We start from the raw sequence: 18,589 nt of genomic DNA, 5'->3' as shown, positions 1-18,589 counted from the left end.
GATAGAGTACTCGGCTACGAACCGAGCGGTCGGAGGTTCGAATCCTCCCGGATGCACCATCTCTTACTTGATATGGCTTTTGTAGCGGTATCAATATCGGCAGTAAATAAGTTTCCCAATGCATCCGTAGCTCAGCTGGATAGAGTACTCGGCTACGAACCGAGCGGTCGGAGGTTCGAATCCTCCCGGATGCACCATCTTCCCCGATATAACAGCTACGCTGTTGTTTCATGGTCTGCGAAGTTATCGCAAGCACCAGGGAGGATAACGTTGCTTCAGCAACGGCCCGTAGGGCGAGGCGCAGCCGAGTAATCCTCCCGGATGCACCATCTCTTACTTGATACGGCTTTAGTAGCGGTATCAATATTGGCAGTAAATAAGTTTCCCGATGCATCCGTAGCTCAGCTGGATAGAGTACTCGGCTACGAACCGAGCGGTCGGAGGTTCGAATCCTCCCGGATGCACCATCTTCTCCGTTATAACAGTTACGCTGTTGTTTCATGGTCTGCGAAATCGTCGCAAGCACCAGGGAGGATAACGTTGCTTCAGCAACGGCCCGTAGGGCGAGGCGTAGCCGAGTAATCCTCCCGGATGCACCATCTTCTTCTCCACCATCTTCTCCTGAATACCTCCATTACCTCTCTACCCTGAACAATCCTCATTTCTCTGTCAGCGACAAAATCAGTCAATTACGATAAAGTAACATCTGGTCATTTGGTTTGTGAGAACACGATGTACGAACGTTATGCGGGTTTGATTTTTGATATGGATGGCACCATCCTGGATACCGAGCCGACGCACCGTAAGGCGTGGGACGAGGTATTAGGGCGCTATGGTCTTCGCTTTGATCTGCAAGCGATGGTGGCGCTTAACGGTTCTCCAACCTGGCGTATCGCGCAGTCGATTATCGAACTGAATCACGCCGATCTTGACCCTCATGCGCTGGCGCAAGAAAAAACTGATGCAGTGAAAAGCATGTTGCTGGATAGCGTAGAGCCTCTGCCGCTGGTTGAGGTGGTCAAAGCCTGGTATGGCCGTCGACCTCTGTCGGTGGGAACGGGCAGCGAAAGCGCAATTGCCGAAGCGCTATTGACCCATCTGGGGCTGCGTCGTTATTTTGATGCAGTTGTCGCTGCGGATCATGTTCTGCACCACAAACCCGCGCCGGACACGTTCCTGCTGTGTGCGGAGCGTATGGGCGTTGTGCCGACGCAATGCGTCGTGTTTGAGGATGCGGATTTCGGCTTGCAGGCAGCACGCGCGGCGGGAATGGATGCCGTGGACGTTCGACTATTGTGAGTGACGGGCTGTCGCTCCTGTCACTGTTTGCCAGCAGTTTTCTCAGCGCCACGCTGTTGCCCGGTAATTCCGAAGTTGTTTTAGTTGCCATGTTAGTCTCCGGGGTAAGTCATCCCTGGGTCTTAGTCTTAACAGCAACAATGGGTAATAGCCTTGGAGGGTTAACTAACGTTATCCTTGGGCGTTTTTTTCCGTTGCGCAAAACATCGCGCTGGCAGGAAAAAGCCACTGGCTGGCTTAAGCGCTACGGTGCAGTCACACTATTATTAAGCTGGGCGCCGGTTATCGGTGATTTGCTGTGCCTGTTAGCGGGATGGATGCGCATCTCGTGGGGGCCAGTGCTCTTTTTTTTATGCCTTGGTAAAGCGTTGCGTTACGTTATCGTCGCAGCCGCTACGGTTCAGGGCATTATGTGGTGGCACTAATTGTGGGATAGACATTTACCGTCACCATTACAATTATGCTAATTAAAACGATTTTGACAGGCGGGAGGTCAATTTGATCCCGGACGTATCACAGGCTCTGACCTGGCTGGAAAGGCATCCTCAGGCACTAAAGGGGATTCAACGCGGGCTGGAGCGCGAAACGCTGCGTGTTAACGCTGATGGCACGCTGGCAACCACGGGTCATCCTGACGCGTTAGGCTCGGCGCTGACGCACAAATGGGTCACGACAGATTTTGCTGAAGCCCTGCTGGAGTTTATTACCCCGGTAGACGGCGATATTCAGCATATGCTCACATTGATGCGCGACCTGCATCGCTATACGGCCAGAAATTTGGGTGATGAGCGAATGTGGCCGCTGAGTATGCCTTGCTATATTGCTGAAGGGCAGGATATTGAGCTGGCGCAGTACGGTACGTCAAATATTGGTCGTTTGAAAACGCTTTACCGGGAAGGGTTGAAAAACCGTTACGGCGCGTTGATGCAAACCATCTCCGGCGTACACTACAATTTTTCGCTGCCGATGGCATTCTGGCAGGCGAAGTGTGGCGTCGTGGACGGGGAAGATGCGAAAGAGAAAATTTCCGCAGGTTATTTCCGCCTGATCCGTAACTATTACCGTTTTGGGTGGGTCATTCCGTATCTGTTTGGCGCCTCTCCGGCTATTTGTTCCTCATTCTTGCAGGGCAAACCCACCACGCTGCCGTTTGAAAAAACGGACTGCGGTATGTACTACCTGCCGTATGCTACGTCGCTGCGTTTGAGCGACCTGGGTTATACCAATAAGTCGCAAAGCAATCTTGGAATTACGTTTAACGATTTGCATGAATATGTGGCAGGATTGAAGCGCGCGATCAAAACGCCGTCCACGGAGTATGCGGAGATCGGTCTGGAGAAGGACGGTAAACGCCTGCAAATCAACAGTAACGTGCTACAGATTGAGAACGAGCTGTATGCGCCGATCCGCCCTAAACGCGTGACGCGTAGCGGAGAAACGCCGTCAGATGCGCTTCTGCGCGGCGGGATTGAATATATCGAAGTGCGTTCGCTGGATATTAACCCGTTCTCGCCCATTGGCGTGGACGAGCAGCAGGTGCGTTTCCTGGATCTGTTTATGGTCTGGTGCGTACTGGCCGATGCGCCGGAAATGAGCAGCGACGAGCTGCTGTGTACGCGCACAAACTGGAATCGGGTGATTCTGGAAGGGCGTAAACCGGGGCTGACGTTAGGGATTGGCTGTGAAACCGCGCAGTTCCCGCTGCCGAAAGTGGGTAAAGATCTGTTCCGCGACCTGAAACGTGTGGCGCAAACGCTGGACAGCATCCACGGGGGAGAGGATTATCAGAAGGTATGTGATGAACTGGTTGCCTGTTTCGACAACCCGGAGCTGACGTTCTCAGCGCGTATTCTGCGCTCGATGATTGATACCGGGATTGGCGGCACTGGCAAAGCGCTGGGCGAGGCTTATCGCAATCTGCTGCGCGAAGAACCGCTGGAAATTTTGCGTGAAGAGGACTTCATTGCTGAGCGTGAGGCGTCAACGCGTCGTCAGCTTGAGGTTGAAGCGGCGGATACCGAACCGTTTGATGCGTGGCTGGAAAAGCACGCCTGACAGAAAAGAAAAAGGCCACTCGTGAGTGGCCAAAATTTCATCTCTGAAAACAGGGATGATGATAACAAATGCGCGTCTTTCACATACTCAGACTCGCCCCGGAACGAAGAGTTCAGTTTATTTTAAAAAATATTATCGGAGGTGGCTAAATGCCGTTGTTAGATAGCTTCACAGTCGATCATACCCGGATGGAAGCACCAGCAGTCCGGGTCGCGAAAACGATGAACACCCCGCATGGCGATACCATTACCGTGTTTGACCTGCGTTTCTGCATCCCGAATAAAGAAGTGATGCCTGAGAAGGGTATCCATACGCTGGAGCACCTGTTCGCTGGCTTTATGCGTAATCATCTGAACGGCAACGGTGTTGAGATTATCGATATCTCCCCGATGGGCTGCCGTACCGGTTTCTACATGAGCCTGATCGGTACGCCTGACGAACAACGTGTGGCAGACGCCTGGAAAGCCGCGATGGCTGACGTGCTGAAAGTGAAGGAGCAGAATCAGATCCCGGAGCTGAACGTTTATCAGTGCGGTACGTATCAGATGCACTCTCTGAGCGAAGCGCAGGATATTGCACGTCATATTCTGGAACACGACGTTCGCATCAACAGCAACGAAGAGCTGGCCCTGCCGAAAGATAAATTGCAGGAACTGCATATCTAGTCGAATGCAATGCCCGGTGGCACGATGCTTACCGGGCCTACAATGTGCGTGTTCTGTAGGCCGGATAAGGCGCCGCCGCCATCCGGCGTTATGCCCGGTGGCGCGATGCTTACCGGGCCTACAACGTGCGTGCTCTGTAGGCCGGATAAGGCGCAGCCGCCATCCGGCATTATGCCCGGTGGCGCGATGCTTACCGGGCCTACAACGTGTGTTCTGTAGGCCGGATAAGGCGCAGCCGCCATCCGGCAAAAAAAAGCCAGTTCATCATGAACTGGCTTTTTCATTAATGCGCGCCTCCGCCGCCGCCGCCCGCGCCGAAAGGTGGTTTGGCGAACCAGACCAGCCCAAGCAGCACGAGGAAGATCCCGGCCGACATCCAGAAGATCTCATTGGCGGAAATAATCAGCCCCTGATTGGTAATCTGCTGGGCGATCCAGCCTGACGCCTGCTGCTGCGTCATCCCCAGCCCCTGTAGCTGATCGTACATCGCCTGGGCATTGGGGTTGTATGGGTTCACCGACTCGGTCAATTGCGAATGGTGCATCGCCTCACGGTTGGTCCACATGGTGGTGGTGATTGATGTACCAATTGACCCCGCCAGCGTTCGCGTAAAGTTAGACAGGCTCGACGCCGCCGCCAGACGTTCAGGCGGCAAGCCGGAGAGCGTGATGGTGGTGAGCGGCATAAAGAAGCAGGCTACGGCGAAGCCCTGAATAAACTGCGGCCAGGCCGATGCGCCGAAATCCATACCCGGTTCAAACGTCCACGCACGCCAGTAAAAGCAGACGGCATACATGATAAAGCTGAACGTGACCAGCCTGCGCATATCCAGCTTGTGGGCGAAACGTCCGATAATCGGCGACAGGATCACCGGGATTACCCCGACCGGCGCTGAGGCCAGGCCGGCCCACGTCGCGGTATAACCGTATACCTCCTGCAATAGCTGCGGTAACAACACAATCGCGCCGAAATAGAGCATATAGGCGAGACTGATACACAAACAGCCAATCGTGAAGTTACGCGACTTGAACAAGGAGAGGTCAACGATTGGGTTATCGTCGGTCAGCTCCCAGACAATCAGGAAACTGATGGCAATGACGGCGACCACGGTCAGGATGATAATCTCTTGCGAGGCGAACCAGTCCAGCTCTTTCCCGCGGTCAAGCATGATCTGTAGACTGCCGATACCAATCACCAGCAGCGCCAGGCCGATAGCGTCGATACGTCGCTGCTCGGTGCGGGTCTCGCGACCGCGCAGGGTTTGCAGCGTCATCAGCACGACCGCAACCCCAATCGGCACGTTAATGAAGAAAATCCAGCCCCAGTGATAGTTATCGCTGATGTAGCCGCCCAGTATCGGGCCGCAGATCGGCGCGACAATCACCGTCATCGACCATAGCGCCAGCGCGATAGAACGTTTTGCGGGAGGATAGTTATTCAGCAACAGGCTCTGTGAGAGCGGGATTAACGGCCCTGCGACGACACCCTGAACCACGCGGAAGAAGATCAGCATGTTCAGACTGTTGGAGACCCCGCACGCCCATGACGCAATGGCAAAGGCGACGGTTGACCACATGAACAGCTTCACTTCCCCGACGCGTTTCGCCAGCCAGCCGGTAATCGGGATGGAGATCGCGTTCGCCACCCCGAATGAGGTGATAACCCATGTCCCCTGGCTCAACGATGAGCCAAGGTTCCCGGCGATGGTGGGGATCGCCACGTTAGCAATGGTGGAGTCCAGCACCTGCATGAATGTCGCCAGCGACAGCGCAATCGTCATAATGACCAGCTGCGCGCCTTCCAGCGGTTTTTGCTGTTGCATTACACGCACCTCAGGATTATCCCGCGTTGGCCTGCACAATCTCTTCGATCAGCTTATTGACCGGAGCGAGATTAATTTCTCGTGCGTTACTCTCAGAAACCGGGGTACTACGAACCTGGCTTGCCAGCACCTGTCCGTCGCGGTTCGACGTATCCACGGTGACGAGGGTTGATAAACCGATACGCAGCGGATGCTGCGCCAGTTGCTGCGCATCCAGTTCAATACGTACAGGCAAGCGCTGCACGACCTTGATCCAGTTACCGGTCGCGTTTTGCGCCGGAAGCAGGGAGAAGGCGCTGCCTGTCCCCATATCCAGACCGACAACCTTACCGGTGTATTTCACGTCATCGCCGTAAATATCGCTGATGACCGTTGCCGGTTGGCCGATACGCATATGGGCGAGCTGCGTCTCTTTGAAGTTCGCGTCCACCCACAGGTTGGTGGCAGGCACGACCGCCATCAGCGGCGTGGTCGGGCTAATCTGCGCGCCAGGCTGTACGGCGCGGCGGGAGACGTAGCCGGTCATCGGGCTGACGATTTTGGTACGCTCCAGCGCCAGCCAGGCGTTGCGCACTTCCGTGGCCGCCTGTTGCACGGCAGGCTGATCTTCCAGCTTGCTGCCGAGGATCATCGCCTGGTTTGCGTTATATTGCTGAATAGCCACATCCAGCTGCGCCTGCGCGCTGGCGACGGCATCACGCGCGTGTTGCAGCTCTTCGCGACCGATCAGGTTCGCATTGCCCAGCGGCACGCGACGATTAAAGTCGCTTTGTGCCTGCGCCAGTGCGGTTTTCTGCACTTCAATGCTGGCCTGGAGCTGCTTGCTATTGATCATTAACTGGTGCGTCTGGCGAACGCTGGAGGCCAGCGCCGTTTTCGCTTTTTCGAATGCCTGTCTGGCATCCGTCTGGTCGAGCGTGACCAGCACGTCGCCCTGTTTTACAAAGTCAGTGTTATCAGCCCAGACTTTCGTCACGCTGCCTGATACCTGCGCCATGATTTGAACCTGGTTCCCTGCCACGTACGCATCATCCGTTTCTTCGATATGACGCAGTACTAAAAACCAATAAATCCCATATGCCACGGCAATTGCGATAAAGAGCAAGGTTAAAAGGATTAGCGCGCTTTTACGTTTGCCATTCTTCTTAACCGGTTGCTGCGGGGTTTGAGTCTCCGCATTTGCGCTCATGTTGTTCTCCACGATCTTATTTTTCATATCGGCTGGGCCGACGTTTTTGTCAGAAAGGCCAGCAGTATGACGTGCTGGCCTGTCAGTTTTTTCTTTTATAAATCTGGATGATTGAGCGTGTCGACGCGTTAGCGTAGCGCCTCAAGAACGGCGCCATCCTGATCCATCTGATCGAGACGCGTCAGGAGCTTACGAGTGATGTGCTCAAGTTGATCTTTTTCGGCGGTGCTGAGAGAGGACCATAGCTGGTGCAGGCAGTGATGCTGAGGCGGTAACACCTCGCGCAAAAACGCGTGACCTTTCTCAGTCAGTTGCAGATGCAGGCAGCGACGGTCGTTATCGCTTTCACGACGTTCGATCCAGCCGCGTTTCTCTAACTCATCTGCGATACGTGTTGCGTTGGTACGGGACGAGCCCAGCGCGCAACTCAGTTCAGATGGCTGAATACTGTGGTTTTCCTGAGACTCCAGCGTAATCAACGCCATAAACAACGTCTCGTTAATCCCTTGAGCTTTCAGCATCTTATTGCGGTTTTCCAGCAGTTTGCCTTGCATATGCATGCAAAGGCGGGTCAGAAGGATCTCCTGGTAAGGAAACTCTTCGTGGCGGCTGGCGCGAAATTTTAGCATTTGTTCAATGGGCGTAAACGAACTATCCATTTGGGCATGACCTCATTAATTTCAGCCGATATAGTAACGACAGTGACAAATAAAGTAAATGTATTATTAATTTAAAATGATTCTTTTGGGTTATAAAATGACCCCTATCTTCCAGGCGAGTCCATAGCCCAGAGCGCTCAGTAGCGTTGGGATGATGATGCTGCGCGTCTTGTAGAAACTGACGCCCAGGACGGCAAACCCGACCAGCGTCGGAATGAACCGGCTGGCGTCGTGCATCACCTCGGGAGCCGTAGACACCACCAGCAGGGCGCAGATGGACGCGATGCCAATGGTGTCGAGCAACACGCCCGTTGCCCCGCGCCTGGCGGGGCGGGTGTTTCCCATTCGCAGACGAAGCGGTAAATAACGAAAACAATAATTGGCGCAGCCGACCAGCAGCCCCAGCAGCAAAACCTCATAACTCATCGGGCGCTCCTTGCCAGAACGACTGGATCAAGGCGGTCAGACACCCGCTGGCGATACCCGCCAGGATAGCCGCAGGAATGGAAAACAGCGTGACGCCTGCCAGCGCGCCGATTAACGCCGCCGTGACGCACAGCGTTTGTTTGCGTTGAAAAGAGGCGAGCAAAAAGCTCATAAACAGGGCTGGCAGCATAAAACCTAATGCCGCCTCAACGGCGGGGAAGCCTTTCAGCAATCCGCTCCCGGAAAATGCGCCAATGACCGTGCCGAGCACCCAGGAGACCCAGGAGCAGAACGCGATGCCGATCATCCAGTTTTCACTCCAGCGGCGGTTATCCCGTACCAGTTTGGCCGTGGCGGCAGCAAACACTTCATCGGTGAGGCCAAATGCCCACAGGGCGGTTTTAGGTTTACTGAGCCGTTGGCTGATGCGACTACGCAGGGAAGGGCCGTACAGCACATGGCGTACGTCCATCGCCATCACGGTCAGCGCGGCGACCCATAATGTGCTGCCCGCCGCGAGCATGGTGGTGATGACGAACTGGCTGGCGCCTGCGTAAATAATGCAGGAGAAAAAAACGCTTTCGAGGGGAGTAAAGCCCAGACGGGTGGCGTTAAGGCCAAACGCAAACGCCACCGGAATATAACTTATGACTATCGGTAAACTGTCTTTGAATCCTTCCGTTAATGTTGCCGGACGGGGCTCAGACTGGGGTGCAGGGCTTTCCATAAGATTATCTGATTCGTCACCGATGTTAAAATAACCAGCATAAATGAATCATATAACCTTAACAGAGTGGGGGACGCCTTAACACCCTGGGGAGCTCAATCAAAGGTAAACGCTTGCCATCTGCTTAATTTGCGGCTTCTTGTCGGTGAAAACCTCGCCACCAGACCAGCAGATTGAGCGCGGCGACGGTGGTACCGGCCAGACAAACGCCGGCCCAGCCGGCATGCTGCCAGGCCGATGCCGAAATCAACGAACCGGCGGCGCCGCCGATAAAGTAGCTGGTCATATACCCGGCGGTGAGCCGGTTACGCGCATCCGGGTGGACGCGGTAAATCACCGTCTGATTGGTGATATGTACGCCCTGCACGGTGAGATCCAGCACCAGGATGCCAATAATCAGCGCCAGCACGGAGCTGTGTCCGTACCAGATAGCCAGCCAGGAGAGCAACAGCAACAGCAGGCCGAAAGTCGTGGTGAGATGGGACTTCCCTTTATCGGCAAAACCGCCCGCCGGACGTGCGCCCAGCGCGCCAGCGACTCCCGCCAGACCAAACAGCCCAATCATCCCTTCGGAATAGTTAAACGGCGGCGCGGCCAGTAAAAAGGCCATCGATGTCCAGAGAATGCTGAAGTTGGCGAACGTCAGGCAGCCTAACAACGCGCGGGTGCGCAGGAGGCCGTCGTGGATAAACAGGCTGAACACGGAACCCAATAGCTGCGGATAGTTAAGATGCGTTTCTGATTTCACCTTTGGTAAACCGCGCCACAGCGCGACGGCCATCAGCGCCATCAGCACAGAAGCGACCCAGAAGACGGTGCGCCAGCCGCCAAGATTCGCCAGCAATCCGGCAACGGTACGCGCCAGTAAAATCCCCAGCAGCAGGCCGCTCATGATGGTGCCGACCACTTTGCCGCGCTTATCCGGCGTGGCGAGCGTCGCCGCCAGCGGCACCAGGATTTGCGCCACGACGGAGAACAGCCCGGTGAGCGCCGTGCCGAGAATCATCATGCCGAGCGACTGGCTGCTGGCGGTAATCAGCATGCCGCCTGCGGCCAGCAGCGTCATGGAGACGATGAGCGTCCGGCGTTCGAACATATCGCCCAGCGGCACCAGAAAGAGCAATCCGGCGGCATAGCCCAACTGAGCGGCGGTAACGATAAAGCCCGCCGAGCTGGCGGAAAGCGAGAAATTGTTTGCGATAGTATCGAGCAGCGGCTGGGCGTAATAGTTACTGGCGACGGCCAGACCGGTTGCCACGGACATTAAAACAATCAGCGCCGGGCTAAGCCCGTGAGTGGATTTGGTCATTATTTTGAGTCAGATATGATTTCCTGGGGTATCAATCATAGCGGATGTTTATGAATGTGAGTGGTTTGTTGAGTGATGGATTGTGCGGTTGGGGGAGGGCGTATAGGCCGGATAAGGCGCATCGCGCCACCATCCGGCATTGGTGTGGTTACTGCGCCTGATGGCGCGCAGCTTTAAGGCCGACGAGTAGGTTATTTCTGCGCGGCCAGCGCTTCTTTTACCCAGCCGTCAAACTGCTGCTGGTGGGCTTTGATCCAGCCGTCAACGTGACCCTGAACATCGGCCTCGGACGATTTGCCTTCATGCATCATCGCGTTCTGCGCGTTGATATCCGCCAGCGGTACCTTCATGATGGCGAACAGCTTCGCCGCTGCCGGGTTTTTCTCTGCCCAGGCTTTGTTGGCGACAATGTGCATGGTGTTCACCGGGAAGCCATAGTTCGCGCCGTTCGGCAGTTTAGTATCAATGTCTTTCTGCTCGCCCGGCAGGGAAGAGAACGGCACCTGTAACCAGACAACATCTTTACCCGGCTTCATCACGTCGCTCACCCAGTACGGCGTCCAGGTGTAGTACAGAATCGGCTTGCCTTCTTTGAAGCGGGTGATGGTGTCGGCCATCATCGCGGCATAGTTACCGTGGCTGACGTCGACGGTTTTTTCCAGATCGAACGCTTTGTTCTGGTGGTTAATCACCGCTTCACAACCCCAGCCTGGCGAACAACCCATCATGTCAGCTTTGCCGTCGCCGTTGGTATCAAAGATTTTGGCGATTTTCGGGTCTTTTAACTGGGCGAGGTTAGTGATCTTGTACTGCTCAGCGGTTTTCTTGTCGATCAGATAACCCTGCGCGGCGCCCGTCACGAATACCCCCTCGCGATAGAACTTTTTGTCTCCGCCCGCAGCGGCGTACATATCATCATGCAGCGGCTGCCAGTTCACGGCGGTAAAAGTTGCATCGCCAGAGGCAATGGAAGTGTAACCGACGTTGTAATCAACTTCGCTTGGCTTATTGACGGTATAACCCAGTTTCTCCAGCGCGCGGCTGACCAGCAGCGTCTGGAAGGTTTCTTCGGTGATGGTGCTCTGCACCGGCTGTACGGTAACGCCTTTGCCCGGCAGGTCGGCAGCGAATGCGCTGGTAGAGACAAGGGTGGCAAACGCTGTGGCAAATAGAATGTTATGTCGCATCGTTGTTCCTTATTACACTTCATCTTTCAGGCTGCCTCTTTGTTGGCTGCACTCATGCACCCCGGTCACGTACTGCGTGTACGCTCCTGGGGATACATTCGTTTGCCGCCGCGATGCAACTTGAACGATTTTGTGTAAGCTAATGAATTGTAGACCCGGTAAGCAATGCGCCACCGGGCAACGGGTGAATTACTTAACGAAAGGGCGAGTGATAAGCCCAACGGGACCGGTGGTATACCAGCGGCGGTTGCCACGGCTGCGTGAGTCGCGACCAACGGCCTGGGTCAGGCGGTCCAGAATGATAGCGAGGATCACAATACCGACCCCGCCGACGGTCGCCAGCCCCATGTCGAGGCGGCCAATACCACGCAGCACCATCTGACCAAGCCCGCCGACGGCAATCATAGAGGCGATTACTACCATGGAGAGGGCAAGCATGAGCGTCTGGTTAACACCCGCCATAATGGTGGGCATGGCCAGCGGTAGCTGTACTTTAAACAGCATCTGACGCGGACTGGCGCCAAATGAGCGTGAGGCTTCGATCAAATCTGCCGGAACCTGGTTAATCCCCAGAATGGTCAGACGCACAATCGGCGGCAGGGCAAAGATAATGGTCACTACCACCCCCGGCACGTTACCGATACCGAACAGCATCACTATTGGCACCAGATAGACGAACGCAGGCGTTGTTTGCATCGCATCCAGCAACGGGCGGACAATTTTCGCCGCACGCGGACTGCGCGCCAGCCATATCCCCAGCGGCAAACCGATGACCACGCAGAACAGCAGGGCGGTCAGCACCAGCGCCAGGGTAATCATCGCCTGTGACCAGGCGCCAATCGCGCCGATGGCAATCAGGGACACCAGCGTGGCGGCCCCCATCCCCAGGCCGGAGATCTGCCAGGCGATCAGTGCGAAAATGATAATCGCCACCGGAGCTGGCATACCCAGCAACAGCTGCTGGAAGCCATTGAGAATGTAATCCACCGGTACACGGATGCCCTGGAAAACGGGGCGGAAATGCGTAACGACCCAGTCGATCCCTTCAGTGACCCAGCTGTCCAGCGGGATCAGCGTCTTATGGAACGGGTCCATAATATTAAAATGTTCTGGCGCAGGCGCGGGAGCGCTGGTCAGCCAGTCTGCGCCGCCGCCATCGGCAGGCGCGCCCGAAGGCGTTCCCCAGGCGTCGGCGGATTGTGCGGCGCTATCCGCCGCTGGCGCGGTATCCCACGGATTAGTTTGTTCAGCCATTGTTTGCCCCCTCGCGATCTAAAGCCTGTAGCAGCATGCGTTTTGAAATAATGCCGACATACTGTTGTTCCTCGTCGACAACCGGCACCGCACAAGGCGCCTGGCCAACATGAGAGAGCAACTCGCTAAGAGGTGTTTGCGCATCCACCGCCAGTGACTCGTCAATAAGCGCTGCTTCAATACCTTGTGCCTGGCTTAATGCCGCTTTTAATGAGTCGATGGAAACAATGCCGACAAACTTATTACCGCGTTCAATCACATAACCAAATTCACGGTCTTCATCCTGCAATAATTTCAGTGCGGAACGCGGACCAAAACCTGGCGTTTTACGAATTAATCCCACCGGGCTGCGGCGGGCAATATCTTTGGCGCTGAACACCTGGCTAATATCGACCCCACGGAAGAAGGTGCGGACATAATCATTCGCCGGGTTATTCAGAATTTCATCTGGCGTTCCCACCTGAACGACTTCGCCGTTTTGCATAATGGCAATACGATCGCCAATACGCATCGCTTCATCGAGATCGTGGGAAATAAAAACGACGGTACGCTGATGTTTTGCCTGTAGTTTTACCAGTTCATCCTGCATCTCGGTACGAATTAAGGGATCGAGCGCCGAGAAGGCCTCATCCATTAACAGAATGTCAGGGTTGATCGCTAATGCGCGGGCCAGACCGACACGCTGGCGCATACCGCCGGAGAGTTCATCCGGGTAGCCGTGCGCATAATTCTCCAGCCCCACCTGGCGTAAGGCATCCAGCGCTTTTTCACGGCGCTCTTCAGCGGCAACGCCGGCTAATTCCATGCCGAATGCCGTATTATCCAGTACGGTCATGTGCGGCATTAATGCAAATGACTGGAAAACCATCGCAATTTTCTTTCTGCGCACCTCGCGAAGCTCGGCGTCAGATATTTTTGCAATATCAACGCCGTCGATCAGCACTTGCCCGCGGGTGGGTTCAATCAGGCGATTGAGAAGGCGTACCATTGTGGATTTACCCGAACCGGATAATCCCATGATGACAAAAATCTCGCCTTCTTCAATGGCCAGACTGGCGTCTTTAACGCCAAGCGATAGCCCTGTTTTATCCAGAATTTGCTCTTTCGAAAGTCCTTTTTCAATATATTTGAAAGCTCGCTGCGGATGCTCACCAAATATCTTATAGAGATTCTTAACTTCTAATTTAATTGCCATGCAATAGAAAGATTCCTGTTATTTATTATGTCGATACGATACCTGATAGAAATAGTCACCTTTTTCTACCCTAACATACTGAGAATCTGAGACAACCCTGAATTTTCCTCAGACACAAATATTGCCGGAGGCCATTTGCCGGGATTTCCCATGATATAAGGGCTGAGCGGGAGTGGGGGGAGAGCGATATTTTTTGTAACGACCACCGAAAATGCGCCTGAATTGCTGAAATTCAGGCGAATAATGTGGCAGATATTGAGTGTAGATCACACAGAAATAATTGTGTGATAAAAACGTGATCCCGTTAAAATATTATCGCGGAAGTGTGATCGATATTTACCGCGATAATCGCCGTCAAAAATTCCAGTCTTCGTCTTCGGTTTCGATGGCTTTTCCCATCACATAGGAGGAGCCTGAACCGGAGAAGAAATCATGGTTTTCATCCGCATTCGGTGAAAGCGCAGCAAGTATGGCAGGATTGACCTCCGCCATTTCTGCGGGGAATAACGCTTCGTAGCCCAGGTTCATCAACGCTTTATTGGCGTTGTAACAGAGAAAGGCGTTAACGTCTGCCACCCAACCGGTTTCGGCATACAGTTCTTCCGTATAGCGAGACTCGTTGTCATACAGCTCCATCAGCAAATCAAGGGCGAAATGTTTCAATTCGTCGCGTTCGGATTCCGACAGTTTCTCCAGCCCTTTTTGGTATTTATAGCCGATGTAATAACCATGTACCGCTTCGTCACGAATAATCAGACGAATCAGGTCGGCGGTGTTGGTCAGCTTGCCCCGGCTGGAAAAATACATTGGCAGCCAGAAGCCGGAATAGAACAGGAAAGATTCCAGGAATACGCTGGCGATTTTCTTTTTCAGCGGATTGTCGGCGGTGTAATGTTGCAGGATAATCTGCGCCTTGCGTTGCAGCGGCGCATTTTCCTCACTCCAGGCATAGGCCGCGTCTACGTCTTTCGTCTGGCAAAGCGTAGAGAAAATCGAGCTGTACGAGCGGGCATGTACCGCTTCCATAAAGCTGATGTTTGACAGCACCGCCTCTTCATGCGGCGTCAGCGCGTCCTGCATCAACGCGGGGGCCCCGGCGATATTCTGAATGGTGTCGAGCAGCGTTAATCCGGTAAACACGCGGATGGTAAGCTGCTGCTCGGCGGCGCTCAGCGTCTGCCAGGCGGGGATATCATTGGAAAGCGGCACCTTTTCCGGCAGCCAGAAGTTGCTGGTCAGGCGGTTCCACACTTCCAGGTCTTTATCATCCTGAATCTTGTTCCAGTTGATGGCGCTCACGCGTGATAGTTTCATCCTGCTCTCCTTATAGCGCGCATGATACGCAGCCTTCTATTTCAGTACCTTCCAGCGCCAGCTGACGCAGACGGATGTAATACAGCGTTTTGATCCCTTTTCGCCACGCGTAAATCTGGGCTTTGTTGATATCGCGGGTTGTCGCGGTATCCGGGAAAAACAGCGTCAGCGACAGTCCCTGATCAACGTGGCGTGTGGCTTCGGCATAGGTATCAATGATTTTTTCCGGGCCGATTTCATAGGCGTCCTGGTACATGTCCAGGTTCTCATTGGTCATAAACGGGGCCGGGTAGTAAACGCGCCCGGTTTTTCCTTCTTTGCGGATCTCTATCTTCGACACGATCGGATGAATGCTTGACGTCGCGTGGTTGATATAGGAAATGGAACCGGTCGGCGGCACCGCCTGTAAATTCTGGTTATAGATGCCGTAGCGCATCACCTCATCCCGCAGCCGTGCCCACATTTCGCGGCCCGGAAGCGTAATGCCGCTACGGGCAAAGAGCGCACGAACCGTGTCGGTTTTCGGCTGCCAGTCGCCCTGCAAATATTGTTCGAAATACTCGCCGCTGGCATAGCGCGATTGTTTGAATCCGGCGAAGGTTTTACCGCGTTCACGCGCCATCATCATTGAGGTATTCAGCGCGTGCCAGGTCACGGTGTAGAAATAGAGGTTGGTGAAATCCAGCGCCTCCGGGCTGCCGTAGGCAATGCCTTCTCGCGCCAGATAACCGTGCAGGTTCATCTGCCCCAGGCCAATCGCGTGTGACGCGGCGTTTCCGGCTTCAATTGACGGTACGCTGCGGATATGGCTCATATCCGATACCGCCGTCAGGCCGCGAATCGCCGTTTCCACCGTGCGGCCAAAATTCGGGGAGTCCATCGTATGGGCGATGTTCAGCGAACCGAGGTTGCAGGAGATATCATGCCCGGTCTGCGCGTAATCCAGATTTTCATCATAGGTGGAGGCGCTGTTGACCTGCAAAATCTCCGAGCACAGGTTGCTCATGTTGATGCGACCGGCAATCGGATTCGCGCGGTTTACCGTATCCTCGTACATGATGTAGGGATAGCCTGACTCAAACTGGATTTCCGCGAGCCGCTGGAAAAATTCGCGCGCGTTGATGTACTGCTTGCGTACGCGTTCGTCGGCGAGCAGCTCATCGTACCGTTCGCTAATGGCGATATCTCCGAACGGTTTGCCGTAAATGCGTTCGACATCGTAAGGCGAGAACAGCGCCATCTGCGCGTTTTCTTTCGCCAGACGGAACGTTACGTCCGGGATCACCACGCCCAGCGACAGCGTTTTAATGCGGATCTTTTCATCGGCGTTTTCGCGTTTCGTGTCGAGAAAACGCAGGATATCCGGGTGGTGCGCGTGCAGATACACGGCGCCCGCCCCCTGACGCGCCCCTAACTGATTAGCGTAAGAAAAGGCGTCTTCCAGCATCTTCATTACCGGGATCACGCCCGAGGACTGGTTCTCAATACGCTTGATCGGCGCGCCCGCTTCACGAAGATTCGAGAGCAAAAACGCCACGCCGCCGCCGCGCTTGGAAAGCTGTAGCGCCGAGTTAACCGCCCGGCCAATGGACTCCATATTGTCTTCAATGCGTAACAGGAAGCAGGAGACCAGCTCGCCGCGCTGTTGTTTGCCGCAGTTTAAGAAGGTCGGCGTGGCTGGCTGAAAGCGCCCGGAGAGGATTTCATCGGTAAGCTGCATCGCCAGCGCTTCATTGCCCTGCGCCAGCGTCAGCGCCACCATTGTCACCCGGTCTTCAAAGTCTTCAAGGTAGCGTTTGCCGTCGAACGTTTTCAGCGTATAGCTGGTGTAATATTTCCACGCGCCAAGGAACGTCTGGAAGCGAAAACCGCTGGCGTGGGCGTGAGCAAACAGCTTCACCACGAAAGCGCGATCGTAGCGGGTTAAAACGCTTTCGTCGTAATAGCCTTCGCGAAGCAGATATTCCAGGCGCTCGTCCTGGCTGGCAAAGGAGACGGAATTGGGGCGGACATGGGTGGCAAAGAACACCTCTACCGCCTGCCGATCCTTGTCGAACTGAATATGGCCTGCTTTATCGTACAGATTCAGCATGGCATTCAGCGCGTGATAATCCATCGTTTCTTGCTTCACACGTTCTGCGGTTGTCGTTGCCAAAATTCGCTCACTCCTTTTCGGACGTTGTCGATGTCGCTTTGCGTTCCCATCAGTTCAAAGCGGTACAGCCAGGGGACGCCGCATTTTTGTGAAATGACCTCGCCAGCGCGACCGTAAGCCTCGCCAAAGTTACGGTTGCCGGAGGCGATCACGCCGCGAATTAACGCCCGGTTATGTTCATCATTTAAAAAGCGGATCACCTGTCGTGGAACCGCGCCTGCCGTACCGCCGCCGCCGTAAGAGGGGACGACCAGAATGTAAGGTTCGTCTACCCTGATTCGCTCGCGTTCATTAAGCGGAATGCGAATAGCGGGCAGCCCCAGACGCAGCATAAAGCGGTGCGTATTTTCGGAGCTGCTGGAAAAGTAGACGAGTTGGCTCATGCGCTGGCCACGCGCGCATCAGGATGCAGACGGTTGATCATATCCGGGCGGAAGCCTGACCAACTGGTATCGCCCGCGATGACCACCGGCAGCTGGCGAAAACCTTTTTCCCGCAGGGTGTCTGCCGCGTCGGGAACCAGATCGACGTTCACCATCTCAAAGTCAAATCCACGGCTTTCCATCGCCCGTTTGGTGGCGTGGCACTGAACACAGTCGTTACGAGTGTAAATAGTAATGCGCATGATTCGTATTTCCATTTAAAATGAGAGAACGGCGCAATGATATGCGTCGGGTTGTGTGTGTCTTGATAGAGAGAATACTAGATGTAGATGAATAAAGTTTCAACCACACAAGATATGGGAAATATCGATTAATTTGCTTCTGCTGATTAGCTCAGCGGGAATGGGGGGGTATGGTTAAACGTCGCCCGATGGCGCTTACGCTAACCGGGCCTACGGTGTAGGCCGGATAAGGCGTTTACGCCGCCATCCGGCAATAGCGGGTTTACATCCGCATCCCAACGGCCAGTCGGTTGAAGCAGTTCATCAGACTGATAGCGAAGGTCAGATCGCTGATTTCACGGGCGCTGAAACTTTCGAGTAGCGGCAGATACGCGTCATCTTCGGCATGCGTTCTTGCGATATCCGTGACGGATTCCGCCCAGGCCAGCGCCGCACGCTCCTGTTCGCTGAAGTGATGGCTTACCCGCCACCCGGCCAGTGCATCCAGTTTGCTTTGCGCCACGCCGGATTTACGCAGGGCTTTGCTGTGCATCTCCAGACAAAATGCGCAACCGTTGATCTGTGAGATACGCAGATAAATCAGTTCCATCAGCGTGGTGTCCAGCGCGCTGTTTTCCAACGCTTTTTTGGCCTGGCCCAGCGCACTATAGACTTCAGGGCTAAGTTCATAATAGGGCTGACGTAATGTCGTCATCATACTTCTCCTCG

At 54.6% G+C, this 18,589-nt stretch carries 19 protein-coding genes and 2 tRNA genes; 6 read left to right on the top strand and 15 right to left on the bottom strand.

Annotated features, from left to right (window positions below; genetic code table 11):
* Positions 1–120: 120 nt before the first annotated feature.
* The 6 genes from OGV50_RS22760 to luxS all read left to right on the top strand — a co-directional run bounded on the left by OGV50_RS22760 (position 121) and on the right by luxS (position 4,019).
* A tRNA-Arg gene (locus OGV50_RS22760) sits at positions 121–197 on the top strand.
* A 193-nt stretch (positions 198–390) separates the two neighbouring features.
* A tRNA-Arg gene (locus tag OGV50_RS22755) sits at positions 391–467 on the top strand.
* 265 nt (positions 468–732) lie between these two features.
* The gene (yqaB, locus tag OGV50_RS22750; protein WP_012134803.1) at positions 733–1,299 is read left to right on the top strand and encodes a fructose-1-phosphate/6-phosphogluconate phosphatase; all 567 of its coding nucleotides are present in this window, start codon (positions 733–735) and stop codon (positions 1,297–1,299) included.
* Positions 1,296–1,724 carry a YqaA family protein gene (locus OGV50_RS22745; protein WP_012134802.1) on the top strand — a complete coding sequence of 143 codons (429 nt, stop codon included), beginning with the start codon at positions 1,296–1,298 and terminating at the stop codon, positions 1,722–1,724. Before yqaB ends, OGV50_RS22745 begins: the two co-directional genes overlap by 4 nt.
* Positions 1,725–1,797: 73 nt before the next feature.
* On the top strand, positions 1,798–3,354 hold the full coding sequence (gene gshA, locus OGV50_RS22740) for a glutamate--cysteine ligase (protein ID WP_012134801.1): 1,557 nt from the start codon (positions 1,798–1,800) through the stop codon (positions 3,352–3,354).
* A gap of 149 nt (positions 3,355–3,503) precedes the next feature.
* Positions 3,504–4,019 (top strand): S-ribosylhomocysteine lyase, encoded by a 516-nt coding sequence (gene luxS, locus OGV50_RS22735; protein WP_012134800.1) that lies wholly within the window; start codon positions 3,504–3,506, stop codon positions 4,017–4,019.
* Here the strand turns inward: luxS and OGV50_RS22730 are convergent.
* The 15 genes from OGV50_RS22730 to OGV50_RS22660 all read right to left on the bottom strand — a co-directional run bounded on the left by OGV50_RS22730 (position 4,016) and on the right by OGV50_RS22660 (position 18,575).
* Positions 4,016–4,303 (bottom strand): hypothetical protein, encoded by a 288-nt coding sequence (locus tag OGV50_RS22730; RefSeq protein ID WP_200092756.1) that lies wholly within the window; start codon positions 4,301–4,303, stop codon positions 4,016–4,018. The genes luxS and OGV50_RS22730 overlap by 4 nt on opposite strands.
* Positions 4,303–5,841, bottom strand: a complete 1,539-nt coding sequence (gene emrB / locus OGV50_RS22725; protein ID WP_012134799.1) for a multidrug efflux MFS transporter permease subunit EmrB — start codon at positions 5,839–5,841, stop codon at positions 4,303–4,305. The genes OGV50_RS22730 and emrB overlap by 1 nt, the downstream gene beginning before the upstream one ends.
* Before the next feature lie 16 nt (positions 5,842–5,857).
* Positions 5,858–7,030, bottom strand: coding sequence for a multidrug efflux MFS transporter periplasmic adaptor subunit EmrA (gene emrA / locus OGV50_RS22720; RefSeq protein WP_024130884.1), 1,173 nt, complete (start codon positions 7,028–7,030; stop codon positions 5,858–5,860).
* A gap of 128 nt (positions 7,031–7,158) precedes the next feature.
* Positions 7,159–7,689 carry a transcriptional repressor MprA gene (gene mprA / locus OGV50_RS22715; RefSeq protein ID WP_012134797.1) on the bottom strand — a complete coding sequence of 177 codons (531 nt, stop codon included), beginning with the start codon at positions 7,687–7,689 and terminating at the stop codon, positions 7,159–7,161.
* A gap of 90 nt (positions 7,690–7,779) precedes the next feature.
* Positions 7,780–8,115: an L-valine transporter subunit YgaH gene (gene ygaH / locus OGV50_RS22710; RefSeq protein WP_047461737.1), complete on the bottom strand. Its 336-nt coding sequence runs from the start codon at positions 8,113–8,115 to the stop codon at positions 7,780–7,782.
* Entirely contained in the window at positions 8,105–8,842 is a 738-nt protein-coding gene (locus OGV50_RS22705) for an AzlC family ABC transporter permease (RefSeq protein ID WP_200092758.1), read from the bottom strand. Before OGV50_RS22705 ends, ygaH begins: the two co-directional genes overlap by 11 nt.
* Before the next feature lie 124 nt (positions 8,843–8,966).
* Entirely contained in the window at positions 8,967–10,151 is a 1,185-nt protein-coding gene (locus OGV50_RS22700; protein WP_286488793.1) for an MFS transporter, read from the bottom strand.
* Positions 10,152–10,342: 191 nt separating this feature from the next.
* Positions 10,343–11,338, bottom strand: coding sequence for a glycine betaine/L-proline ABC transporter substrate-binding protein ProX (gene proX / locus OGV50_RS22695; protein ID WP_012134793.1), 996 nt, complete (start codon positions 11,336–11,338; stop codon positions 10,343–10,345).
* Positions 11,339–11,527: 189 nt separating this feature from the next.
* Positions 11,528–12,592 (bottom strand): glycine betaine/L-proline ABC transporter permease ProW, encoded by a 1,065-nt coding sequence (gene proW, locus OGV50_RS22690; protein WP_047461746.1) that lies wholly within the window; start codon positions 12,590–12,592, stop codon positions 11,528–11,530.
* Positions 12,585–13,787 carry a glycine betaine/L-proline ABC transporter ATP-binding protein ProV gene (gene proV, locus OGV50_RS22685; RefSeq protein ID WP_012134791.1) on the bottom strand — a complete coding sequence of 401 codons (1,203 nt, stop codon included), beginning with the start codon at positions 13,785–13,787 and terminating at the stop codon, positions 12,585–12,587. The genes proW and proV overlap by 8 nt, the downstream gene beginning before the upstream one ends.
* Before the next feature lie 354 nt (positions 13,788–14,141).
* Positions 14,142–15,101 carry a class 1b ribonucleoside-diphosphate reductase subunit beta gene (gene nrdF, locus OGV50_RS22680; protein WP_012134789.1) on the bottom strand — a complete coding sequence of 320 codons (960 nt, stop codon included), beginning with the start codon at positions 15,099–15,101 and terminating at the stop codon, positions 14,142–14,144.
* A 10-nt stretch (positions 15,102–15,111) separates the two neighbouring features.
* Complete coding sequence (gene nrdE / locus OGV50_RS22675; protein WP_110493910.1) at positions 15,112–17,256, bottom strand: class 1b ribonucleoside-diphosphate reductase subunit alpha; 2,145 nt, start codon at positions 17,254–17,256, stop codon at positions 15,112–15,114.
* On the bottom strand, positions 17,229–17,639 hold the full coding sequence (nrdI, locus tag OGV50_RS22670; protein WP_198448580.1) for a class Ib ribonucleoside-diphosphate reductase assembly flavoprotein NrdI: 411 nt from the start codon (positions 17,637–17,639) through the stop codon (positions 17,229–17,231). The genes nrdE and nrdI overlap by 28 nt, the downstream gene beginning before the upstream one ends.
* Positions 17,636–17,881, bottom strand: a complete 246-nt coding sequence (nrdH, locus tag OGV50_RS22665; RefSeq protein WP_024130882.1) for a glutaredoxin-like protein NrdH — start codon at positions 17,879–17,881, stop codon at positions 17,636–17,638. The genes nrdI and nrdH overlap by 4 nt, the downstream gene beginning before the upstream one ends.
* A 262-nt stretch (positions 17,882–18,143) precedes the next feature.
* The gene (locus OGV50_RS22660; protein ID WP_024130881.1) at positions 18,144–18,575 is read right to left on the bottom strand and encodes a carboxymuconolactone decarboxylase family protein; all 432 of its coding nucleotides are present in this window, start codon (positions 18,573–18,575) and stop codon (positions 18,144–18,146) included.
* Between the last annotated feature and the right edge of the window lie 14 nt (positions 18,576–18,589).

Origin of the sequence: Citrobacter sp. CK180 (genome assembly GCF_030333655.1) — a bacterium.
Taxonomy (GTDB): domain Bacteria; phylum Pseudomonadota; class Gammaproteobacteria; order Enterobacterales; family Enterobacteriaceae; genus Citrobacter_B; species Citrobacter_B koseri.
This window is presented reverse-complemented; position numbering and strand designations above follow the sequence as displayed.

Bases quoted from the DNA above. Each gene is read 5' to 3' on its own strand.
- emrB (WP_012134799.1), bottom strand. From the start codon at position 5,841: ATGCAACAGCAAAAACCGCTGGAAGGCGCGCAGCTGGTCATTATGACG.
- ygaH (WP_047461737.1), bottom strand. From the start codon at position 8,115: ATGAGTTATGAGGTTTTGCTGCTGGGGCTGCTGGTCGGCTGCGCCAAT.
- nrdH (WP_024130882.1), bottom strand. From the start codon at position 17,881: ATGCGCATTACTATTTACACTCGTAACGACTGTGTTCAGTGCCACGCC.
- nrdF (WP_012134789.1), bottom strand. From the start codon at position 15,101: ATGAAACTATCACGCGTGAGCGCCATCAACTGGAACAAGATTCAGGAT.
- proX (WP_012134793.1), bottom strand. From the start codon at position 11,338: ATGCGACATAACATTCTATTTGCCACAGCGTTTGCCACCCTTGTCTCT.
- proV (WP_012134791.1), bottom strand. From the start codon at position 13,787: ATGGCAATTAAATTAGAAGTTAAGAATCTCTATAAGATATTTGGTGAG.
- OGV50_RS22660 (WP_024130881.1), bottom strand. From the start codon at position 18,575: ATGACGACATTACGTCAGCCCTATTATGAACTTAGCCCTGAAGTCTAT.
- yqaB (WP_012134803.1), top strand. From the start codon at position 733: ATGTACGAACGTTATGCGGGTTTGATTTTTGATATGGATGGCACCATC.
- luxS (WP_012134800.1), top strand. From the start codon at position 3,504: ATGCCGTTGTTAGATAGCTTCACAGTCGATCATACCCGGATGGAAGCA.
- OGV50_RS22700 (WP_286488793.1), bottom strand. From the start codon at position 10,151: ATGACCAAATCCACTCACGGGCTTAGCCCGGCGCTGATTGTTTTAATG.
- nrdI (WP_198448580.1), bottom strand. From the start codon at position 17,639: ATGAGCCAACTCGTCTACTTTTCCAGCAGCTCCGAAAATACGCACCGC.
- emrA (WP_024130884.1), bottom strand. From the start codon at position 7,030: ATGAGCGCAAATGCGGAGACTCAAACCCCGCAGCAACCGGTTAAGAAG.
- mprA (WP_012134797.1), bottom strand. From the start codon at position 7,689: ATGGATAGTTCGTTTACGCCCATTGAACAAATGCTAAAATTTCGCGCC.
- OGV50_RS22730 (WP_200092756.1), bottom strand. From the start codon at position 4,303: ATGAAAAAGCCAGTTCATGATGAACTGGCTTTTTTTTGCCGGATGGCG.
- proW (WP_047461746.1), bottom strand. From the start codon at position 12,592: ATGGCTGAACAAACTAATCCGTGGGATACCGCGCCAGCGGCGGATAGC.
- OGV50_RS22705 (WP_200092758.1), bottom strand. From the start codon at position 8,842: ATGGAAAGCCCTGCACCCCAGTCTGAGCCCCGTCCGGCAACATTAACG.